Consider the following 22,022-nt stretch of genomic DNA (forward strand, 5'->3'; position numbering starts at 1 on the left):
ATATAAATTTAAAAACAAATAAAATGAAAGATTTAAAAATTAGTGTAGTAGTAATATTATTGTTAACGGTTTCTTTTACCAATGCACAGAAAAAAGAAAAAATGAACCACGGAGATATGAAAATGGATCACAGTAAAATGAAAATGCAAGACGCAAAAGCTGAAGCAATTTTAACCGCTTATTTCAATTTAAAAGATGCTTTAGTAGCAGGTGATGAATCAAAAGCAAAAGAATTGGGTGCTTCATTAGAAAAAAGTTTAAACAGTCTTGATGTTTCTAAATATACGGATGCTCAAAAAATAGAATTAAAGGATATTATTGTTGATGCTATAGAACACGCAGAGCACGTATCTAAAAGCCCAATAGCACACCAAAGAGAACATTTTAAGGTTTTAAGTAAAGACATTATAGATATGGTTGCTATTACTGGTACTTCTAATAAATTATATGAGCAATATTGCCCAATGTATGAAAAAGGAAGTGCTTGGTTAAGTATGAATGAAGAAGTGCGTAACCCTTATTATGGTAGTAAAATGCTTAAATGCGGAAAAGTACAAAGAGAAATTAACTAAATGAAAATAGTTAAAATCATATTGTTGATTTTATTGGTCGCTTTTGTGGGAATACAATTTATTCCCACAGAACGCAACCAAAGTGATATTGTACTAAAAACCGATTTTATGTTGGTTAACCTAGTACCAAATAACATAAAAAGCAAGTTACAAGTTTCTTGCTATGATTGCCACAGTAATAATACTGCCTATCCTTGGTATAATAAAATACAGCCAGTGGCTTGGTTTTTAGAAGATCATGTTAAAAACGGAAAAGCAGAATTGAATTTTAGTGAATGGGGTTCGTTGTCAAGCAGAAGAAAAGCAAGTAAACTTCGTTCAATTATAAAACAAATAGAAAGCGAAGAGATGCCTTTAGATTCTTACACGTTAATTCATAAAGATGCAAAGTTTTCAAACGAAGAGACGAATGAAATAATCAATTTTATCACCCAATTAAAAGATAGTTTATAAACAATAATTAAATATATAAAAATGAAAAATTTAAAAATAAGTATAGTAGCAATACTATCATTAGCATTTTCTTTTATAAATGCACAGGGAAAAGAAAAGATGAATCACGACCACGGAAATATGAAAATGGATCATAGTAAAATGCAAGATTCTAAAGCAGAAGCAGTTCTTGCTGATTATTTTATGTTAAAAGATGCATTAGTTTCAGATGATGAATCAAAAGCAAAAGAATTGGGTGCTTCCTTAGAAAAAAGTTTAAGCAATTTTGATGTTTCTAAATATACTGATGCTCAAAAAATAGAATTAAAGGATATTATTGTTGATGCTATAGAACACGCAGAGCACATATCTAAAAGCCCAATAGCACACCAAAGAGAACATTTTAAGGTTTTAAGTAAAGACATTATAGATATGGTTGCTATAACTGGTACTTCTAATAAATTATATGAGCAATATTGCCCAATGTATGAAAAAGGAAGTGCTTGGTTAAGTATGAATAAAGAAGTGCGTAACCCATATTATGGAAGCAAAATGCTTAAATGCGGAAAGGTACAAAGAGAAATTAATAATTAGTAAATATCTATTTGGTCAATTAAACAGATATCTAATTCATAATAAGGAATTGAAACTTTTTATTGTTGGTTGGTTTTTAGTTGAAATCCCGATTTTATGATGTTAGAAAAGTCCTAGTTTGGGAAGGTAACTAATGCTAAAGTTTGGTAATAGCTCTTTCCCTAGTTAGGCACAATAAATTTGAAAAATAAAATTTTAATTAAAGATGCTTGAATTTGAGAGAAAGTCTTATTTTTTTTGGTTGATTGGATACAGTCTAACTCTCATTTTTGAGTATTATTTTAATAAGAGATTAAAATGAAAGAATGTTGTAAAAGCGATTCTCAAGCCACAGAAAATAAGTCTAATATAAAAAAATGGTTCAATTATATAGTATATATAATATTATTTTTAATAGTTGGTGGTGCATTTGTACTTCAATTATTTAGTTAATAAATAAGTTAAAATGCCTAAAGAAAACACTGTAGAAAAATCTAAAAGTACAGACTTTTATAAACAACTATTTAAAAAAGTGATACTTACTACCAGCATAGTTATTGCTTCATCTTTAAGTTATACCTTATGGATTGTTGTAGATTCTGACAGTATTTTTCTACCTTTTTTAATTGTTAGTTTGGCATTTTTTAAAACCATTTTTATTGTAAGGTTAACTTTTACACAGTTAAGTAAAATAATAGGAGAAAGTCATCAACTGACACACATTCTTACTTTATTTGGAATCTTAATTATTTTAATTGTGCTATCATTTTCAGCAGATTACCAGGCGTTATATATTTTAAATTCAGCAAATTTTAAATTCGAAACGATTCCCAATAACTCGTTTTTCTTACAATTTTTCGAGTTTTTGTATTTCAGTTTTATAACCTTTTCTTCTGTTGGTTATGGAGATATTGTACCCATTTCTATATCAGGAAAACTAATTGTTATTTTAGAAGTTGTTTTAAGCTTTTTCGTTTTAGTTTTTGGTATTGCAAACATCAATAGAATCCATGTAAACAAATAATCCTTTTTAAAACTTAAATTATGAAAGTACTTAAATTTATTACTCTATTAACTGTTTTCCTTTTAACAGTTAATCTTACAAATGCACAGGACACCTCTTACACTAAAGACATAAAGGAAGTAAAAGCCGTAATGAAAGCTTATAAAGATGCAATACAAAATTTAACAACAAAAGGCACCTTTGAACTCTTTACACCAGATGCTATCATATTCGAGCAAGGAAAATTAGAAGGTACATACAAAGAATATATATCTCACCATTTAGGACCAGAATTAGGACATTTTAAAAGTTTTATTTTTTCTGATTATGAGATTCAGACAACTGTAAATTCGTCCTATGCTTATACAACTGAAAATTACATCTACACTATAGTTCTAAAGGGGAATAAAACCAAAGGCACAAAAGAAAGAACCATTAAAAGTAAGGGAGTAGCAACATCAATATTGCAAAAAATTGATGGAAAATGGAAGATAATTCATTCTCATACCTCATTTAAAAAACTAAAAATCTAATTGATTATGAAAAATATTTTAGTTCCAACAGACTTTTCAAAAACTTGTGATAAAGCAGCTCATTTAGCAATTGAAATTGCCACACTTTTTGATGCTGAAATTCATTTTTTACATCAAATGCATACACCAGTAGACTGGGTTAAGTTAAACAAAACAGACGAGCATAATTATCCTGATACTCAAAAAGAGATTGGCATTGCCAAAAGCAAGTTAAGAAGTCTTGATAAAGATGCGGAACACAAAGGTTTAAAATCGAGGACTTTCTTGGAGTTTATTTCAGATGTAAAAGCAATTTCTGCACATTCTCACAATTTTCATCACGACTTCATAATAACAGGTAGTAAAGGCACACAAGAAGATTTCTCAAAACAATTTTTTGGGAGCAATACTCAAAAAATTATTAGAGATATCCACGTCCCAATTTTAGTTGTTAAAGAAGAGGCTACACTATTTCCTTTTAAAAACATTGTTTTTGTTTCTGATTTTAAGGAAGATATGTCTAATGCTTTTAAACAAGTTGTTAAAATAGCCGAGAAATGTAATTCAAAAATTCACTTATTAAATATCAATACAAATAAAGATTTTAATAATATTAAAAATGGTATAGTGCCAATAAGAGAATTTTTAACAAACTTTCCAGAATTAGAAAATTATGAAATGCACGTTTATAATGAATCTACCATTTTAAAAGGTATCGAAACTTTTCAAAAAGATAATGAAGTAGATTTAGTAGCAATGTATACACATAATAGAAGTGGTTTATCTAATATATTCTCTAAAAGTATTGCAGAAAACATCACAAATAACTCGAAAAAACCTGTGATGACAATTCATTTATAAATAAATTAAAATAATGAAAAGCTACGACACTCTTTCTGAAGCAATAAGCACTTTACAAGCAAACGGATACACGTATAACCTAAATATGTGCCCAAAACATATAGAATGTAACTCATTAAAATTAAAATTACATCCAGAAGATTTTGATGTAGATGAAATGCATCGTTTTGAAGGAATGAGCAGTACTGATGATAACAGCGTTCTTTACGCTATTTCATCTAAAAATGGAATTAAAGGATTGTTGGTAGATGCTTATGGTGTATATGCAGAAAACATTTCTGAAGCAATGCGAAAAAAACTAAAATAAATAAAATGAACATACTAAAAAAAACAAACCAAAAACTCTCATTATTAGGCTCTGTTTCCTTGGGTACAGGTGTAATGATTGGCGCAGGTATTTTTGTGCTAATGGGTCAAATTGCAGAGTTAGTAGGTGACTTGTTTCCAATTGCATTTATAGCAGGTGCAATAGTAGTTGGTTTTAGTTCATATTCTTACGTTAAATTTTCAAACGCATATCCTTCTTCTGGTGGTGTAGCAAAATTTTTAACAAAAGCATTTGGTCCTGGAACAGCTGCAGGTTCTTTCTCTCTATTAATGTACATATCAATGGTAGTTGCCGAAAGTTTAGTTGCTGGTACTTTTGGTGCTTATACTTTACGCTTATTTCCGCCAGAATATTCTGGATATGCATCCATATTAGGTGTAATTCTTATTGGAGTAGCGTATATAATAAATATTTCTGGTAATAAAATTATTGAAGTTACAGCCACTTTTACAGCAATAATTAAAGTAGCAGGCATTTCATTGTTAGCAATTTCTGGTTTAATAATTTCAGGTTTGCCAACCATAACAGGTAATTATGTAGCATCTAATAGTCAAGCTTTACCAGAAGGATTTGGATTTGTAGCTGCCTTGGCATTGTCAATTCTTGCTTTTAAAGGGTTTACTACGATTACAAATCAAGGTGGTGACATTAAAAATCCACATAAAAATGTGGGGCGTTCCATTATTATTTCAATTGCTGTTTGTACAATTATCTATGTTGTTTTAGCATTGTCGGTTGCTGGTGGATTAAGTGTTGAAGAAATTATAATAGCAAAAGATTATGCTTTAGCAGCAGCAGCAAAACCGCTGTTTGGTGAATGGGGTTCAATTTTAACAATTCTACTGGCTATTGTAGCAACAGTTTCTGGTGTAATTGCCAGCATATATTCTGCTTCCAGAATGTTAGGCATGTTGGGTAATATGAAACAAGTACCTGATATGAACAAAATGAAGAAACTTAAAAATCCCTCGTTAATTTTTACTGTTTCTTTAGCCATACTACTAACTATTTTATTCGATTTAACTCGCATAGCTTCCATTGGTGCTATTTTCTATTTAATTATGGACATTGCTATTCATTGGGGCCTTTTTAGATACCTTAAAAAAGAAGTAAAATTTAATCCAATTATTCCAATAATAGCAATAGTAATGGATATTGTTATTTTATCAGCATTCATTTATTTAAAATATGTTAACGACCCTTTTGTACTTGTAGTAGCAAGTATAGGAATAGCTCTTGTTTTTCTGTTTCAATTTCTTTTCATGAAAACACACACAGATAAAGATGGAAATATGAAAATGGGAATGGAAATGGATGAAGAAGAAATGATGAAAATGTAAAACTTTAAAATTATGAAACACACATATAAAATAAAAGGAATGACCTGCAATGGTTGCAGAAGTCATGTAGAAAAAATACTTTCAAAAGTTGAAGGTGTTACTAAAGCATCTGTAGATTTAGAAAAAGCTGAAGCAACCATAGAAATGGATGCTCATATTAAATTAGAAACTTTTCAAGATGCTTTAAAAAATGATGGAGACAGATATGGTATTCTTATTCCAAATAATGATAAAATGAAACATAAGTATCACATTCATGGAATGACTTGCAATGGTTGTAGAAGTCATGTAGAAAAAACACTTTCAGAAGTAGCTGGTGTTTCAAAAGCAACCGTTGATTTAAAGAAAGCTGAAGCAACTATAGAAATGGAATCTCATATTTCATTAGAAATCTTTCAAGAAGCTTTAAAAAAGGATGGTGGTAGTTATAGTATTCACAAACAAGGAGAACACCAACATATAAAAGAAGAACAAAAACAAGCAGCTAAAGGAAAAGGAACAGGAACAGGTACTTTTTATTGCCCAATGCATTGTGAGGGAGAAAAAACGTATGACAAACCTGGTGATTGTCCAGTCTGTGGTATGGATTTAGTGGAAGAACAAAATTTATCAACTACAAATACAGAACAATGGACCTGCCCAATGCACCCAGAAGTTGTAAAAGATGAACCTGGTGATTGCCCGATTTGTGGAATGGATTTAGTGCCAATGGAGGCTGATAGTTCTGCCGAAGAAAAAACATATAAAAAATTATCTAAAAAGTTTTGGATTGCAGTTGCGTTTACATTGCCAATTTTCTTTATAGCAATGAGTGAAATGCTAATGAATAATCCATTATACGATATTTTAGAGCAGAAGAACTGGAATTGGATTCAGTTTGTATTATCAATTCCTGTAGTATTTTATGCGACTTGGATGTTTTTTGAACGTGCTTATAAAAGTATAAAAACTTGGAATCTAAATATGTTTACACTTATCGGCATTGGTGCTGGTGTAGCTTGGTTATTTAGTGTTTTCGGAATGCTTTTTCCTGATGTTTTTCCAGATCAATTTAAAACAGAATTTGGTGCTGTACATGTGTATTTTGAAGCTACAACTGTAATTTTAACATTGGTTTTAATGGGGCAATTATTAGAAGCTCGTGCGCATAGTAAAACAAATTCTGCTGTAAAAGAACTTTTAAAATTAGCACCTAATAAAGCAACCAAAATAGTAGATGGCGAAGAAGTTGAAGTTTCTATTGATAAAATAGAACTGAATGATATTCTAAAAGTAAAACCAGGTGATAAAATTCCTGTTGATGGAAAAATAACAGAAGGAGATACAACTGTTGATGAATCTATGATTACTGGAGAACCAATTCCTATAAACAAATCAGAAGGCGATAAAATAAGTAGTGGAACCATAAATGGGAATCAGTCTTTTTTAATGAAAGCCCAAAAAGTGGGTAGTGATACCTTACTTTCTCAAATTATTCATATGGTAAACGATGCCAGTAGAAGTCGTGCGCCAATTCAAAAATTAGCAGATACCGTTTCTGGTTACTTCGTTCCAATAGTGGTTTTAATTTCTGTGCTTACATTTATTGTTTGGGCAATTTGGGGCCCAGAACCAGCATATGTATATGCATTAGTAAATGCAATTGCAGTTTTAATTATTGCTTGTCCTTGTGCATTAGGTTTGGCAACACCAATGTCTGTAATGGTTGGTGTTGGTAAAGGTGCTCAAAATGGGGTGCTAATAAAAAATGCGGAAGCTTTAGAAAAATTAGACAAAGTAAATACACTAATCATTGATAAAACAGGAACAATTACGGAAGGAAAACCAACTGTAGAAAAAATTGGTTCTTTCGATGATAATTATTCTGAAAATGAGGTTTTAAATTATATCGTTTCTTTAAATTCAAATAGTGAGCATCCTTTAGCAGAAGCTACTGTAAAATATGGTAAAGAACAAAATGCAGAAATTCTAAAATCTAATTCTTTTTCTGCTGTTACTGGTAAAGGTGTTGAAGCCCTTATTAATGATAAAAAAGTAGCATTAGGGAATCCTAAAATGATGGAATATGCAAACGCAAAAATCTCATCAGTAATGAAAGAAAAAGCTTCTTCTTTCCAAAAACAAGGAAAAACAGTTTCTTATTTATCAGTTGCTCAAAACATTGTTGGGTATGTAGTTATTGGTGATAAAATAAAAGAAACAAGTGCTAAAGCCATTAAAGAATTACAAAATATGGGCATTGCAGTTATTATGCTAACAGGAGATAACCATGATACAGCACAAGCAGTTGCAACAGAATTAAATTTGGCTGATTTTAAAGCGAGCATGTTACCTCAAGATAAATTAAAAGAAGTAGCAAAATTACAAGAAAAAGGCAATGTTGTTGCTATGGCTGGAGATGGAATTAATGATGCACCAGCTTTAGCAAAAAGTGATGTTGGTATTGCAATGGGAACTGGAACTGATGTTGCTATAGAAAGTGCGATGATCACATTGGTAAAAGGCGATTTACACGGTATTGTAAAAGCAAGAAATTTAAGTGATAGTGTGATGAAAAATATCAAACAAAATCTATTTTTTGCATTGATTTACAACATATTAGGTGTACCAATTGCTGCAGGTGTTTTATTTCCTTTTTTCGGTATATTATTATCTCCTATGATTGCAGCATTAGCAATGAGTTTTAGCTCGGTTTCTGTAATTGTGAATGCATTAAGGTTAAAAACAATTAAAATATAATTATATGAAAAAATTAGTAATCGTACTTGTATTAATAACAACAATCTTTAGTTGTAAAAATGAAACTAAAAAAACAGATAATTATGAACATAAAAACCATCCTACAAAATCAGTAAAAGAGAACATACCAAAAAAGAAAGTATTAAGTCCACACCAATCTACTATGGCAATGATAGGTGATGCCCATATTCATATTGATTATTCTTCACCAGGAGTAAGAGGCCGAATCATTTTTGGTGGTTTAGTTGGTTATGACCAAGTATGGCAAGCAGGCGCTCATATGGCTACATGGTTAGAAACCAATAAAGATTTAATCATTAATGGAGAAACGCTTCCTAAAGGGAAATATGGTTTTTTTACAATTCCATCAAAAGGAGACTGGACTGTGATGATTAATAAAAACTGGGAGCAACATGGTAAAGATGAGTATAACGAAAAAGATGATGTTATTCGATTTAAAATTACACCAACATTATCAGAGGAAATCACAGAACATTTAGAGTATAAGGTCAACAAAATAAATGATAAAAGTGGAACTATTTCGATGGCTTGGGAAAAAGTTAAACTCGAATTTCCTTTTGCAATTAAAAAATAGAAAATGGTAAAAAGGCATACAGCTTTAAAAATTAGAAAAACACACAGGTATTTAGGCCTCTTTTTAGGAATTCAATTCCTATTTTGGACCATTAGTGGTTTATACTTCAGTTGGACAAACATCGATGAAATACATGGAGATCAATTTAAAAATTTGGAGTATCAACCCAAAGCGTTTAATAATTTAATAAGTCCTTCAAAACTTAGTATAGCTGAAGGTGTAAATACTATAGAATTAAGGGATATTGGCAATTCACCTTACTATTGGATTAATAAAAACAAGTTGTATAATGCTTTTGATGGTTTGCCAAAAAATAGTATTACGCAAGATGAGGCACTCTATATTGCCAAAAACCATATGAAAGGTGGTTTAGAGGTAGAATCTGTTGAACAAATAACTAAAACTGGGAAACATCACGAGTATCGAGAAAAACTACTACCTGCTTATGTTATCTCATATAAAACCGATGAAGCTCTAAAAGCCTATGTTTCTGTAAACGATGGTAAATTTCAAACCGTAAGACATCGTTCTTGGCGTTGGTTTGATTTTTTATGGATGACACATACTATGGACTATGAAGGCAGAGACAATTTTAATACCCTTGTTTTGAGAGCATTTTCACTATTAGGGTTAATAACCGTATTAAGCGGTTTCTTATTGTGGTTTACCTCTTCACCTTCAATTAGAAAAATATTTAAAAACAGAAAAAGTAAAGTTTAACTATAAAACCAAAGATTATGAATTCAAATGAACACACTAATAACGACAAAGGAATGAGCAATTACACAAAGTTCTTTTTAATGCTAGGGTCATCATTTATAGCAATGTACATTACTATGTATCTCAATACCTATGAATTTGACCATGTCTGGTTTAGCTTAACCAGATTTTATATGGTTTGTCTGGGTATTTCGACTATGGCATTAATCATGTTTTTCTTTATGAAAAATATGTATAATGATAAAAAGAAAAATATAGGCATTGTAATAGGTAGCATTGTGCTCTTTCTTGGCGCATTGGGACTGGTACGAGACCAAAAATCAACTGTTGGTGATATCCTTTGGATGAAAGGAATGATACCACATCATTCTATTGCTATTTTAACCAGTGAACGCGCAGATATTAAAGATCCGGAAGTTAAAAAATTGGCAGAGGACATTATAAAAGCTCAAAAGAAGGAAATAGAAGAAATGAAAGCAATGATAAAACGATTAGAGAATGAAAAATAATAAAATAGTCATATACGCAGGTTTACTGGTAGTAGGCGTGGTATTAGGTTGGTTGTTATTCGGTGGTTCATCAAACAAAGAAACTGAACATAATCACGATGAAATAGCAGAAACCAATCAAAAATGGACTTGCTCAATGCACCCACAAATTATGCAACCAGAACCTGGTGATTGCCCTATTTGTGGTATGGATTTAATTCCTGCCGAAGCTGGAGCAGATGGTTTAGCAGCAGACCAATTCAAATTAACAAAAAATGCAATGGCGTTGGCCAACATTCAAACATCAATTGTAGGTAGTAGTAAAGCAGACGATAACGGTATTAAACTATCAGGTAAAATTGTTGCCAATGAAAAAGCAAATGCTGTGCAAGTCAGTTATTTCTCTGGAAGAATTGAACGCTTAAATGTCAGTTTTACTGGAGAAAAAGTAAACAAAGGGCAATTATTAGCAACCATTTATTCACCAGAATTATATGCAGCACAGCAAGAATTAATTACAGCAGCTTCATTAAAAGAGTCGCAACCGGCATTATATAAAGCAGTTCGTAATAAATTAAAATTATGGAAACTTTCTGAAAAGCAAATCAATCAAATAGAACAAACAGGAAAAGTAAAAGAAAATTTTCCTGTCTACGCAACTATCTCTGGTACTGTAACAGAAAAATTAGTAGAGCAAGGCGATTATATAAAACAAGGGCAACCATTATTAAAAATTGCAAACTTAAATTCAGTTTGGGGAAACTTTGATGTGTACGAAAACCAAATAGACTTATTTAAAAAAGGGCAAGAAATAAACGTAACAACAAATACTTATCCTAATAAAAAATTTAAAGGTAAAGTAGATTTTATTGATCCTATTTTAGATAACAGAACACGTACTGTTAAATTAAGAGTAGTGCTTAATAATAAAGACGAAGTATTTAAACCAGGAATGTTTATTGAAGGGAAAATTAAAGAGGTAACCTCTAATAAAGAAAAATCATTATTCGTGCCTTCATCTGCCATTTTATGGACAGGAAAACGTTCTGTTGTCTATATAAAAACAGATTCTACACAACCTATTTTCGAAATGCGTGAAATTACTTTGGGCAATAAAATTGGTGATAACTATCAAGTTTTAGAAGGCTTAAGTAATGGAGATGAAATTGTAACCAATGGAACTTTTACAGTTGATGCAGCAGCACAATTACAAGGAAAAAAATCTATGATGAATAAAGATGGAGGAAAAGTAATGACTGGTCACGAAGGACATTTAGGTATGGATAGCAATTCATCAAAAAATAATACAGACCATACCAATATGAATGAACGGTTAGAAGTATCAAAAGCATTTCAGAAACAATTAAAAAAAGTATTTGAAAGCTATATTAATTTAAAGGATGCGTTTGTTAAAGATAACTCAAATAAAGCATCAGAAAATGCAAATAGTTTACTTGATAATTTGAATAATGTGGATATGAAATTAGTTAAAGATGAAGCTCATAATCATTGGATGTCATTAGTAAAAGAAATTAAATCTTCAACAATTGCTATTTCTAAAGCAGCAAATATAAAAGAGCAAAGAAATCATTTTAAACATTTGTCTTCGCATTTAATTAAAGCTGTGCAACTATTTGGTATCAATGAAAAGGTATATGTAGAGTTTTGTCCAATGGCAGATAGTAATAAAGGTGCCTATTGGTTAAGCAAAGAAGAAAAAGTAATCAATCCATATTTTGGCGAAGCAATGCTAACCTGTGGAGAGGTAAAACAAGTTATAGAATAATTAAATACAAATAATAACAATTAAATTTTAAAACAATGAATTTTTCAAAGAAAAATCACGAACACAAAAACAAAAATGTAATCGACGTGAGTAAAAAAGTAATTTTAAGTATAGCTGTTATAGCAGCTTTAGGTGTAACAAGTTGTAATAGTCAAACAAAAAAAGAAACAAAAACAACCACTACACAAATGTCAAAAGATATGGCAATGACAGATTTGTCTTTTGGTGTAAGAGGAAATTGCGGAATGTGTAAAAACACTATCGAAAAAGCAGCTAACGGTGTTGAAGGTGTTGCAAGTGCTAATTGGGATGTAGATAAAAAGAAGATTGATGTGTCCTTTGATGAAACAAAAACCGATGCAATGGCAATCCATAAAGCAATAGCAGCTTCAGGTTACGATACTGAAAAAGTAGCTGGTAGTGAAGAAGCCTACAAAAATCTACCAGGTTGTTGTAAATACGATCACGAAATGTTGATGAATCAGTCAAGTGAAATGAAATCAGAAGACCATTCAAATCACGACCATTAAGCAAATAATGAAAGAGTCTTTTTCGGAAGGCTCTTTTTTAATTATATTAAGCTAAAATTCTAATTTGATTTAATGAAATAAAGACTAATCATTTTATTTGCACAACCATTGCACTAAATAATTTATATATTTGTAATAATGAAATCAATAGCATTTATATTATCAATTTATATTTTCGCTCTTAATTTAGCACCTTGTGCAGATTATGTCGCGTCTGATGATGATGCTAAAACAGAAATCTCACAATCTATGGATGATGACCATCAACACCAAGATTCAGATTTATGTTCGCCTTTTTGTATTTGCCAATGTTGCCATATTAATGCAACATATTATCAATTTGCAGATTTGAAACTTGATTTTCCTTACATTTCTACACAAAATTTTCTTTACTTAAACAGTACAGAAAAAGATTTTACTACTTCCATTTTACAGCCACCAAGGGCATAATTCAGTTTTTTAAAGGATAACAATATCCAATTTTTGAGCCTATATGGTTCTTTTCATTTCGTTTAATTCTATTTTTTATATCAGAATTGTATCGAAAAATTTAACTGAATTAATACATTTTCTATGATTAATAAAATCATTTCATTTTCCATTAATAATAAATTTATTATTGGCTTATTTATAGTGACATTGGTTGGTACGGGCATTTGGTCTATGGCCACTATAAATCTGGGTTCTGTACCCGATATTACCAACAACCAAGTACAGGTTATTACAGTGGCCCCAAATTTAGGTACTGAAGATATTGAGCAATTTGTTACCTATCCGGTAGAATTGGCAATGGCAAATCTTCCTGACGTTATCGAGCTGCGTTCAGTATCCCGTTTTGGGCTGTCCGTGGTTACCATTGTATTTAAGGACGAGGCAGGCACTTATCTTCCCCGGCAATTGGTACAAGAGAAATTAACCGAAGTTGCTGGAGAAATCCCCGAAGGCTTCGGCACGCCATTTATGGCACCAATAACTACAGGTCTGGGCGAAATCTACCAATACACCTTAAAATTAAAAGAGGGCTACGAAGATAAATACGATGCAATGGAGCTTCGTACCATCCAAGATTGGATTGTAAAACGTCAAATGGCATTAGTCCCCGGAGTCGTTGAGGTCAATGCTTTTGGAGGTTATGTAAAACAGTATGAAGTTGCAATAAATCCTAATAAGCTGAAAAGTTTCGGTATTACAATGAATCAGGTCTTTGAAGCCTTGAAAGTCAACAATGCCAATACTGGTGGTGCTTACATTGAAAAAAACCACCAAGCCAATTTTATCCGTGGCGAAGGATTGGCACGAAGTATCGAGGATTTGAAAAATACAGTTGTAACCACACAAAAAGGAAGCCCTGTTTTAATACGGGATGTCGCCGAAAAAGTAGGCTATGGTAATCAAGTGCGTTATGGTGCGTTTACCCAAGATGGACACGAAACTGTTGGTGGACAAATTTTAATGCTGAAAGGCGAAAGCCCAGGCGACGTGATCGAAAATGTGGAAAAGCGTATTGTAGAAATTCAAAAATCCCTGCCGGAAGGCGTTTATATTGATGCTTTTTTAAGCCGAAGTGAACTTATTGAGGCAACCACAAGTACCGTTAAAACCAATCTAATAGAAGGAGCCCTAATCGTCATATTTGTTTTGGTCTTGCTTTTAGGAAGCTTCCGTGGTGGCTTGATAGCAGCTTCGATAATCCCTTTATGTCTATTATTTGCATTTATTTTGATGAAACAATTTGGCATTTGGGCAAATTTAATGTCCTTGGGTGCGATCGATTTTGGAATTATTGTAGATGGTGCGGTGATTATCGTGGAAGGGGCGGTTTTCCACATTCATCAACGGATGAAAAAATCCACAACCGCCATCAACCAAGCTGAAATGGATGAAATCGCCTATGAATCTTCAAGTAAAATGATGAATTCTGCCTTCTTCGGTCAACTAATTGTTCTTATAGTTTTTACACCGATTCTATTTTTGACCGGTGTGGAAGGGAAAATGTTCCGACCAATGGCATTTACATTTGGTTTTGCCGTTTTAGGGGCAATTATCCTTTGTCTTACCTACGTGCCAATGATGTCATCATTATTTTTAAAACCTGCTAAAAATCAAAATAGTTGGTTCGCCAAGTTTGAAAACAAGATTGATACGTTCAGTGATAAAATTATGGATGTCCTGAATCGTATCTATCTGCCTATATTAAATTTTGCACTTCGCTTTCGGGCAGGTGTGGTTATAGGCGCGGTTGCCTTGCTTTTGATTTCAGGATTTATTTTTAGCAATATGGGAGCAGAATTTGTCCCTAAATTTGATGAAGGCGATATTGCATTTCAAGCATTGATAAAACCGGGGAGCAGTCTTACAGAATCTATTGAGGCTTCAGAGAAACTTCAGAATTTAATCAATGAGTTTCCGGAAGTAAAAACAGTAGTTTCAAGAATTGGTGTGGCTGAAATACCAACAGACCCAATGCCTATGGATATTGCCGATAGTTATATTATTCTTGAAAAAGATAAGAGTAAATGGACTTCTGCAGAGAGTAAAGAAGAACTCATAGAAAAAATACAAGAAAAAATATCAGTCGTTCCCGGCGTAAATTTCGTATTTACACAACCTGTGGAACTTCGTTTTAATGAATTGCTTACCGGTGTTCGTGAGGACGTGGCAATCAAACTGTACGGAGAAGATTTGGGTGTGTTAGCCGACAAGGTACAGGAAATCGCAGCAGTCATCAGAACTGTTCCCGGAGCGGCTGACCTCAATGTGGAAGCTACAAGCGGTTTGCCACAAATGACGGTGGTATATAACCGCGCTAAAATGGCACAATACGGTGTAACCATTGATAAACTGAATGATTATGTAAGTGCTTCATTTTCTGGAGAAGAAGCAGGTGTAATTTTTGAAGGCGAAAAAAGGTTTGATGTGGTCATTCGTTTGGCAGAGGAATATAGACAAGACATCAATAGCTTAAAAAACCTTTTCATAGACCTGCCAAACGGTGCACAAGTACCTTTAAAGGAGGTTGCAGATATCAGCTATAAGCCCGGGCCAATGCAGATTTCAAGGGACAATACCTCTCGTCGTATTTCGGTAGGGGTCAATGTTCGTGGGCGCGATGTAAAATCGATGGTTGAGGAAATTCAACAAAAATTGGAAACGGACGTGAAACTGCCACCAGGTTATTTTGTAACCTACGGAGGTTCTTTCGAAAACCTTCAACGTGCTTCAGACCGATTGATGATTGTAGTTCCAATCGTTCTATTAACAATATTTGTTCTGCTTTACTTTGCTTTAAATTCAGTTACGCAAGCCTTGATGATCTATATGGCAGTGCCTTTGGCGACCATTGGTGGTGTTTTCGTTTTGTTGATTCGTGGAATGCCTTTCAGTATTTCTGCCGGAGTCGGGTTTATAGTGCTCTTCGGAGTTGCCGTATTAAACGGACTCATACTCATAAACAAATTCAATGAATTAAAAGATAGTGGAATGACAGACTTAAAAAAACGAATATACGAAGCAACGCACGAACGCTTACGTCCCATTTTATTAACAGCTATTACAACAATTATGGGCTTTATCCCAATGGCTATTTCTACCTCTGGTGGTGCAGAAGTACAGCGGCCTTTGGCGACAGTAGTAATTGGAGGAATGCTTACGGCAACGTTTCTGACCTTGGTGGTTATTCCTATTCTTTATTATTGGCTCGAATCGAGAAAGGAACGAAACAATAACGATGGAGATGTAAGTTATGTCAACAAATCAACGAATATTGTAACTGTATTATTGATGGTTGGCGGTTTGATGGCTTCTGGAACTGCGTTTGCCCAAGACATCAATCAAGATGGTACAATTCCAAAAACATTGACCATTGATGAGGCCATTGCTCTGGCAAAACAGAATTATCCATCCCTTAAAGAGAGCCAAGCTTTTATTGAACGGGAAAAGGCTATGAAAGGCACCAGTTTTGACCTTGGTAGCACCCAAGTTTTCACGGGCAAAGAAGAATATGGCAATAATCTTCCTGGAGTACAGACCACCGTTGGTGTACAACAGGGCAATATTGATTTGCTTTCCGGATTTTCAAAATCGAAGTTTTACAAAGAGCGTATTGCCTTGGGAGAAAAGTTTTATGTGGCAAGTGAACAACAATTGGTGCGTAATGTGATGCAGGCGTATGACCAAATAAATTATTACAAGGCACAGTTGCGCTTTGCAGACCAATTGGACAGTATTTATGCCAATTTTAAGACCGCTGCCCAGCTTCGGTATGATACTGGAGAAACAGGTAAGTTGGAATTTATTTCGGCCTCTTCCGAATTTCAACAGATTCAAGTATTAAGGCAACAAGCTTTTGATGATATTGAAATAGCCAAACGTGCCTTAAAACAATATTTGGGAACGGATGAATCCATTGAAACGATTAGTGAACCATACAAAACATTGGATTTTATGGCGACATTAGATTCCACTTCGGTAGCGAATAACCCAATGTTGCAATATGCCTTGCAAAATGCCGAAGTAAGTAAAGCAAACGTGGGCGTTGAGAAATCACAATTCCTACCGAAATTCAGCTTATCGTATGGCAGACAGGTTGTGGATGAAGTGTCAGGCTTCAACACCTATCAGGCAGGTATTAGTATTCCGTTGTGGTTTTTTCCGCAGAAGTCGAGGGTCAAGGCAGCCAAGGCAGACGCAATGGTAGCAGAGAATCAATATTTGGAACAAAAGGCCGTCACGGAAAGTCGTGTGTCGCAATTGACCAAATCCCTTGAAAAAACAAAGAAGATTTTGCAATATTACGAAGAAGGTGCACTACTCTTGGCAGAAGAACAAATTACCACCGCACAATTGGCATCTAAAGAAGGCGAAATAGATTACGTCAATTACATCACGATTCTCAATAGTGCCATCCGCATTAAACAAAACCATTTACAATACATCAATCAGTATAACCAACAAACCATTGATATGCAATATCAATTGGGCAATTTATAACCTTAAAAAAAGAGAAATGAAGAATATACTATTAGTAAGTACCGTATTATTTGCACTTATGTTTATAAGTTGTAACGATGCCCAAAAATCTGAACTTGGGCATAACGAAGCTGAAGGCGTATCAAAAACCAATGAAGCCAAAGAGGATGCGCACGGCGAAGAAGGTCACGATGAAGGAGAGGAAGAAGGTGGACACAGCGAGGAAGAAGGCGTTGTCGAACTTACAAAACAACAGGCCGAAACCATCGGTTTGGAAATGAAACCTTTGGAGGAACGGAATTTAGGGAACAACATTAAAGTAACAGGTACGTTGGAGCTTTTCCCACAGGACAAGGCGAACATCAGTCCGTTTGTTGGTGGAAATGTGAGTTCCATAAAAGTAATACCCGGAGATAACGTAAGCAAAGGACAGGTGTTGGCATATATAGAACACCCTGATATCATTGCAATGCAACAAGATTATCAGGAAAAAAATGATGAATTGGTCTTTTTGAAACAGGATTTTGAGCGCAAGCAGACTCTTTATGATAAAGGTGTTTCTTCTGGCAAGGAATTTCAAATGGCACAGTCAAAATTTCGTTCTACAACATCCAGCGTCAATGGTTTGCGGTCCCAATTGAGACTGTTGAGCATTAACCCGGACAAAGTGGCGGAAGGACAGATATATTCCGCTGTTCCCATTACCTCGCCTATAAGTGGGTATGTGAATGAAGTAATGATTAGCCTTGGCGATTACGTGGCACAACAATCCAAAATGTTCTCGATAAGCGACAACTCAAAAATTTATGTCAACTTCAAAGTATATGAGAAGGACATAAAGCAAATCAAGCAAGGGCAACAGATATATTTTTCCACGGCCTCTCGTCCAGATGAACTGCTTAAAGCAACCGTTCGGTCTGTTGGTAAAACCTTCAATACAGACCCAAAAGCTTTGGAAGTTCTGGCAGATATTGAAAACAAGGATAAAAACCTATTGCCGGGTATGTATGTGGAAGGGCGCATAGTGCAGGGCGAGAAAAAGGGTTTTGCCGTACCGGAAGCTGCCATTATAAAAGAAGGCGAGCAATCCTTCATTTTCATTTTGGATGAAGATGAAGAAATGGAAGCGGGCAAAATGAAATTCAAAATGATACCCGTAACGGTCGGTATTACTGATTTAGGCTTTGTTGAAGTCAATCTTCCTGCCGAAGTTTCAAAGGATGCCAAAGTCGTGATAAACGGAGCTTATAACCTGTCTTCGGAAATGGTCAAGGGCGAACTGGAACACGGACATTAATTCAATAACAATCAAAGATTTTGATTCCGAGTTTGTTTATCGTCTTAATTAGTTAGTTAAAAATTAAAAAACAGGCTCGGTTCAAAATCGATTAACATTCTAAAAATTTATAATATGAAAGAAATAAAAGCATTTATAAAACCGAACCGTATCCAAAAAATCATTGAAGCACTAACCGATAATGGATTTAAAAGTATGACCCTTTCACAAGCCGAAGGTACTGGCGCATTCAAATCAAAAGGAGCAAGACCTTCCTTGGATTTTCATATTACCGATAGTCCAGTGGTTAAGTTGGAATTAGTTTGTCAAAATGAGGAAGCCCAAGCTGCCATTGAAATAATTTTAAAAAATGGCAAAACGGAAGAACCTGGAGACGGCATTATCTATATAGCAAATATCGAGGATGCCTTTCAAATTAAAACTGGAGATTCCTTAAAACGCTATAATTTATAGCAGTATGGAAAATATAGAGCAAATATTAGAGAACAATAAAGTAAAACCAACGGCTATGCGCCTGTTGGTTTTACAGTTTCTATTAAGTAAAAAAGTAGCTGTTACTTTAAGTGACATAGAAAATGCATTTGCCAAAGCTGATAGAACAACACTGTACAGAACTATTAAAACTTTTGAAAATAAAGGCATTGTGCATCAAATAGATGATGGGACGGGTATTACTAAATATGCACTGTGTGAACAAGATTGCAGCTGTGAAATTGAAACTGATTTGCATTTGCATTTTCATTGCAATAACTGTAATGAAACTATTTGCTTAACAGAGCATAAAATTCCTCAAATAAAAGTACCAGATGGTTTTGTGTCAGAAAACGTAAACTTGGTGGTAAAAGGTATTTGTGATAAATGTAGTGGACAATAATTGCACTTCCATTGCACGTATTGGTATTATATTTTTACAATCAAATGAGATAATAATGAAACTGAATTATAAAATACCAAAGTATTTAAAAGATGCTTATAATAAAGAACTTGGTTTATTTGAAGTTGCTTTGGCTAACAGTGATTTTACTAATGCGTGGTATCATTTAGAAAGAAGTCACATTATAGGTCAATCTTATCCTATTGAGCATACCTATTCACATTGGTTAATGCTAAAGTTTGGCTTAATGCAAAAAAACACCAAAGAAGTATTTGGACAAATAATAAGATTAATTGTTGGAGGTTGGAAATCGTTCATTAATCACATACCAATCGGCAATACAGGAGGTGCAAATGTACCACCATTAAAACGTATGCCTATTCCTAATGATATTAAAAATTTATTCAATTCAAAATGAAAAAAAAGAAAGTCAATTTAAGAGATTTAAAACCAGATTCAGAAGAACAACATAGTCACGATGATGGTCACGATCATAGTGGCAATTCAAGTCAAATTAAAGCCTATATTCCAGCAATCATAAGTTTTACAATGCTAATTATTGGCATTGCTTTAGATTATTTTGATGTTGCATTTTTTAAAGATTGGTTGCGTATTGTATGGTATGGTATAGCATATTTGCCAGTAGGTCTTCCTGTAGTAAAAGAAGGATGGGAAAGTATTAAAAAAGGAGATGTGTTTACAGAGTTCTTTTTAATGTCCATTGCTACTATTGGTGCGTTTATTATTGGCGAATATCCTGAAGGTGTTGCAGTAATGTTGTTTTACGCAGTTGGGGAACTATTTCAAAATGCAGCTGTTAACAGAGCAAAAGGAAATATAAAAGCATTATTGGATGTAAGACCAAATGAAGCTCTGGTATATCGCAACAATGATTATGTGTCTGTGAGTCCAGAAACGGTTGAAATTGGCGAACAAGTGCAAGTGCGTGTGGGAGAAAAAATTCCTTTAGATGGTATTCTACTTTCCAAAAAAGGTTCATTCAACACAGCTGCATTAACAGGAGAAAGTAAACCTGATACGATTGCAAAAGGTGAAAAAGTTTTTGCAGGCAGCATTAATTTGGACGGTGTAATTGAAATAGAAACCACCAAAGAATTTAAAGACAGTTCCATTGCAAGAATTTTGGATATGGTACAGAACGCCACAGCTCGAAAATCTAAAACAGAATTATTCATTAGAAAATTTGCACGTATCTACACGCCAATAGTTGTGTTTTTAGCAATAGGTGTTACGTTTCTACCATACTTTTTTGTAGATGATTATGTCTTTAGAGATTGGTTATACAGAGCTTTAATTTTTCTTGTGATTTCTTGTCCTTGTGCTTTGGTAATTTCTATTCCATTGGGTTATTTCGGAGGATTGGGTGCAGCTTCAAAAAACGGAATTTTATTTAAAGGCGCTTCGTTTCTCGATGCAATGACCAAAATAAATACGTTGGTTATGGATAAAACCGGAACAGTTACAAAAGGAGTTTTCAAAATCAAAGTAATCAAAGCTATTGGTTGGGACGAGTCCGAATTTATGAAATACCTGATGGCTATGGAAGAACAATCCACACATCCTATTGCAAAAGCCATTTTGGAATATAAAGATGAAGGTGCAGATTATGAGGCTTCCGAAGTTACTGAAATAGCAGGTAAAGGTTTAAAAGGTATCGTGAATGGCAAGACTGTTTTAGTTGGTAATAAAGCCCTAATGACAGCTAATAATATTAAAGTTTTAGAGGAAACAGAAACTATTGTAGAATCTATAGTATTAGTATCTATAGACAATACATTTGCAGGTTATGTTGTCATTGCAGATGAATTAAAGGAGGACGCAAAAGAAACAATTACAGCCTTACATAAAGTTGGTATTAATAATATAATGATGCTTTCTGGAGATAAGGAATCCATTACCCAACAAGTAGCAAAAGAATTGAATATTGAAAATGCTAAAGGAGGTTTACTACCAGAGGATAAATTAAATGAAGTTGAAATTTTAAAGCAAAATCCAGCAAACAAAATAGCTTTTATAGGTGATGGTATTAATGATGCACCAGTTTTAGCAGCGAGTGATGTTGGAATTGCAATGGGCGGTTTGGGAAGTGATGTCGCTATTGAAACAGCAGATGTCATAATTCAAACAGACCAACCTTCAAAAGTAGTTAAAGCAATAAAAATTAGTCGTTCTACTCGAAAAATTGTTTGGCAGAATATCATTTTAGCTTTTGGTGTTAAAATAGTTGTTTTAATATTAGGTGCAGGTGGTTTAGCAACAATGTGGGAAGCTGTATTTGCTGATGTAGGTGTTGCGTTATTAGCAATTTTGAATGCTGTAAGATTACAACGAATGCAATGGCGTTAAATAATTAAAGTCATTGTATTTATTTTAATTTTTTTAA

At 33.6% G+C, this 22,022-nt stretch carries 21 protein-coding genes; all 21 read left to right on the forward strand.

Annotation, left to right across the window (positions count from 1 at the left end; all coding sequences use genetic code 11):
- Positions 1-23: 23 nt before the first annotated feature.
- Positions 24-572, forward strand: a complete 549-nt coding sequence (locus P2G10_RS01310; RefSeq protein ID WP_218773165.1) for a DUF3347 domain-containing protein — start codon at positions 24-26, stop codon at positions 570-572.
- Entirely contained in the window at positions 573-1,025 is a 453-nt protein-coding gene (locus P2G10_RS01315) for a heme-binding domain-containing protein (RefSeq protein WP_218773166.1), read from the forward strand.
- 21 nt (positions 1,026-1,046) lie between these two features.
- A complete protein-coding gene (locus P2G10_RS01320; protein WP_218773167.1) occupies positions 1,047-1,598 on the forward strand; it encodes a DUF3347 domain-containing protein in 552 nt (183 codons plus the stop codon).
- Positions 1,599-2,043: 445 nt separating this feature from the next.
- Complete coding sequence (locus tag P2G10_RS01325) at positions 2,044-2,601, forward strand: potassium channel family protein (RefSeq protein ID WP_026775407.1); 558 nt, start codon at positions 2,044-2,046, stop codon at positions 2,599-2,601.
- 20 nt (positions 2,602-2,621) lie between these two features.
- Positions 2,622-3,113 carry a YybH family protein gene (locus P2G10_RS01330; RefSeq protein WP_218773168.1) on the forward strand — a complete coding sequence of 164 codons (492 nt, stop codon included), beginning with the start codon at positions 2,622-2,624 and terminating at the stop codon, positions 3,111-3,113.
- Between the two features lie 6 nt (positions 3,114-3,119).
- Positions 3,120-3,953 (forward strand): universal stress protein, encoded by an 834-nt coding sequence (locus P2G10_RS01335; RefSeq protein WP_188598390.1) that lies wholly within the window; start codon positions 3,120-3,122, stop codon positions 3,951-3,953.
- 13 nt (positions 3,954-3,966) lie between these two features.
- Positions 3,967-4,260 carry a hypothetical protein gene (locus tag P2G10_RS01340; RefSeq protein WP_026775404.1) on the forward strand — a complete coding sequence of 98 codons (294 nt, stop codon included), beginning with the start codon at positions 3,967-3,969 and terminating at the stop codon, positions 4,258-4,260.
- Positions 4,261-4,265: 5 nt separating this feature from the next.
- The gene (locus P2G10_RS01345) at positions 4,266-5,621 is read left to right on the forward strand and encodes an APC family permease (RefSeq protein ID WP_026775403.1); all 1,356 of its coding nucleotides are present in this window, start codon (positions 4,266-4,268) and stop codon (positions 5,619-5,621) included.
- A gap of 12 nt (positions 5,622-5,633) precedes the next feature.
- On the forward strand, positions 5,634-8,360 hold the full coding sequence (locus P2G10_RS01350; protein ID WP_218773169.1) for a heavy metal translocating P-type ATPase: 2,727 nt from the start codon (positions 5,634-5,636) through the stop codon (positions 8,358-8,360).
- A gap of 4 nt (positions 8,361-8,364) precedes the next feature.
- The gene (locus P2G10_RS01355; RefSeq protein ID WP_218773170.1) at positions 8,365-8,955 is read left to right on the forward strand and encodes a DUF2911 domain-containing protein; all 591 of its coding nucleotides are present in this window, start codon (positions 8,365-8,367) and stop codon (positions 8,953-8,955) included.
- A 3-nt stretch (positions 8,956-8,958) separates the two neighbouring features.
- Positions 8,959-9,675, forward strand: a complete 717-nt coding sequence (locus tag P2G10_RS01360; RefSeq protein ID WP_218773171.1) for a PepSY domain-containing protein — start codon at positions 8,959-8,961, stop codon at positions 9,673-9,675.
- A 17-nt stretch (positions 9,676-9,692) separates the two neighbouring features.
- Positions 9,693-10,184 carry a DUF305 domain-containing protein gene (locus P2G10_RS01365; RefSeq protein WP_185781728.1) on the forward strand — a complete coding sequence of 164 codons (492 nt, stop codon included), beginning with the start codon at positions 9,693-9,695 and terminating at the stop codon, positions 10,182-10,184.
- On the forward strand, positions 10,174-11,949 hold the full coding sequence (locus P2G10_RS01370) for an efflux RND transporter periplasmic adaptor subunit (RefSeq protein ID WP_275314914.1): 1,776 nt from the start codon (positions 10,174-10,176) through the stop codon (positions 11,947-11,949). Before P2G10_RS01365 ends, P2G10_RS01370 begins: the two co-directional genes overlap by 11 nt.
- 35 nt (positions 11,950-11,984) lie before the next feature.
- Entirely contained in the window at positions 11,985-12,479 is a 495-nt protein-coding gene (locus P2G10_RS01375; RefSeq protein WP_218773173.1) for a heavy-metal-associated domain-containing protein, read from the forward strand.
- 138 nt (positions 12,480-12,617) lie between these two features.
- Entirely contained in the window at positions 12,618-12,929 is a 312-nt protein-coding gene (locus tag P2G10_RS01380; protein WP_218773174.1) for a DUF6660 family protein, read from the forward strand.
- 123 nt (positions 12,930-13,052) lie between these two features.
- The gene (locus tag P2G10_RS01385; protein ID WP_218773175.1) at positions 13,053-17,468 is read left to right on the forward strand and encodes a CusA/CzcA family heavy metal efflux RND transporter; all 4,416 of its coding nucleotides are present in this window, start codon (positions 13,053-13,055) and stop codon (positions 17,466-17,468) included.
- Between the two features lie 16 nt (positions 17,469-17,484).
- Positions 17,485-18,744 (forward strand): efflux RND transporter periplasmic adaptor subunit, encoded by a 1,260-nt coding sequence (locus P2G10_RS01390; protein ID WP_218773176.1) that lies wholly within the window; start codon positions 17,485-17,487, stop codon positions 18,742-18,744.
- Positions 18,745-18,858: 114 nt separating this feature from the next.
- Positions 18,859-19,197 carry a P-II family nitrogen regulator gene (locus P2G10_RS01395; RefSeq protein ID WP_218773177.1) on the forward strand — a complete coding sequence of 113 codons (339 nt, stop codon included), beginning with the start codon at positions 18,859-18,861 and terminating at the stop codon, positions 19,195-19,197.
- 4 nt (positions 19,198-19,201) lie between these two features.
- A complete protein-coding gene (locus tag P2G10_RS01400; protein WP_218773178.1) occupies positions 19,202-19,618 on the forward strand; it encodes a Fur family transcriptional regulator in 417 nt (138 codons plus the stop codon).
- Between the two features lie 55 nt (positions 19,619-19,673).
- On the forward strand, positions 19,674-20,036 hold the full coding sequence (locus P2G10_RS01405) for a DUF3703 domain-containing protein (RefSeq protein WP_218773179.1): 363 nt from the start codon (positions 19,674-19,676) through the stop codon (positions 20,034-20,036).
- The gene (locus P2G10_RS01410) at positions 20,033-21,985 is read left to right on the forward strand and encodes a heavy metal translocating P-type ATPase (RefSeq protein WP_275314915.1); all 1,953 of its coding nucleotides are present in this window, start codon (positions 20,033-20,035) and stop codon (positions 21,983-21,985) included. The genes P2G10_RS01405 and P2G10_RS01410 overlap by 4 nt, the downstream gene beginning before the upstream one ends.
- Positions 21,986-22,022: the final 37 nt, after the last annotated feature.

The organism is Tenacibaculum bernardetii (assembly GCF_029125915.1).
Classification (GTDB): domain Bacteria; phylum Bacteroidota; class Bacteroidia; order Flavobacteriales; family Flavobacteriaceae; genus Polaribacter; species Polaribacter bernardetii.

Coding starts and splice junctions, on each gene's coding strand:
- P2G10_RS01310 (WP_218773165.1), top strand. CDS start 24: ATGAAAGATTTAAAAATTAGTGTAGTAGTAATATTATTGTTAACGGTT.
- P2G10_RS01315 (WP_218773166.1), top strand. CDS start 573: ATGAAAATAGTTAAAATCATATTGTTGATTTTATTGGTCGCTTTTGTG.
- P2G10_RS01320 (WP_218773167.1), top strand. CDS start 1,047: ATGAAAAATTTAAAAATAAGTATAGTAGCAATACTATCATTAGCATTT.
- P2G10_RS01325 (WP_026775407.1), top strand. CDS start 2,044: ATGCCTAAAGAAAACACTGTAGAAAAATCTAAAAGTACAGACTTTTAT.
- P2G10_RS01330 (WP_218773168.1), top strand. CDS start 2,622: ATGAAAGTACTTAAATTTATTACTCTATTAACTGTTTTCCTTTTAACA.
- P2G10_RS01335 (WP_188598390.1), top strand. CDS start 3,120: ATGAAAAATATTTTAGTTCCAACAGACTTTTCAAAAACTTGTGATAAA.
- P2G10_RS01340 (WP_026775404.1), top strand. CDS start 3,967: ATGAAAAGCTACGACACTCTTTCTGAAGCAATAAGCACTTTACAAGCA.
- P2G10_RS01345 (WP_026775403.1), top strand. CDS start 4,266: ATGAACATACTAAAAAAAACAAACCAAAAACTCTCATTATTAGGCTCT.
- P2G10_RS01350 (WP_218773169.1), top strand. CDS start 5,634: ATGAAACACACATATAAAATAAAAGGAATGACCTGCAATGGTTGCAGA.
- P2G10_RS01355 (WP_218773170.1), top strand. CDS start 8,365: ATGAAAAAATTAGTAATCGTACTTGTATTAATAACAACAATCTTTAGT.
- P2G10_RS01360 (WP_218773171.1), top strand. CDS start 8,959: ATGGTAAAAAGGCATACAGCTTTAAAAATTAGAAAAACACACAGGTAT.
- P2G10_RS01365 (WP_185781728.1), top strand. CDS start 9,693: ATGAATTCAAATGAACACACTAATAACGACAAAGGAATGAGCAATTAC.
- P2G10_RS01370 (WP_275314914.1), top strand. CDS start 10,174: ATGAAAAATAATAAAATAGTCATATACGCAGGTTTACTGGTAGTAGGC.
- P2G10_RS01375 (WP_218773173.1), top strand. CDS start 11,985: ATGAATTTTTCAAAGAAAAATCACGAACACAAAAACAAAAATGTAATC.
- P2G10_RS01380 (WP_218773174.1), top strand. CDS start 12,618: ATGAAATCAATAGCATTTATATTATCAATTTATATTTTCGCTCTTAAT.
- P2G10_RS01385 (WP_218773175.1), top strand. CDS start 13,053: ATGATTAATAAAATCATTTCATTTTCCATTAATAATAAATTTATTATT.
- P2G10_RS01390 (WP_218773176.1), top strand. CDS start 17,485: ATGAAGAATATACTATTAGTAAGTACCGTATTATTTGCACTTATGTTT.
- P2G10_RS01395 (WP_218773177.1), top strand. CDS start 18,859: ATGAAAGAAATAAAAGCATTTATAAAACCGAACCGTATCCAAAAAATC.
- P2G10_RS01400 (WP_218773178.1), top strand. CDS start 19,202: ATGGAAAATATAGAGCAAATATTAGAGAACAATAAAGTAAAACCAACG.
- P2G10_RS01405 (WP_218773179.1), top strand. CDS start 19,674: ATGAAACTGAATTATAAAATACCAAAGTATTTAAAAGATGCTTATAAT.
- P2G10_RS01410 (WP_275314915.1), top strand. CDS start 20,033: ATGAAAAAAAAGAAAGTCAATTTAAGAGATTTAAAACCAGATTCAGAA.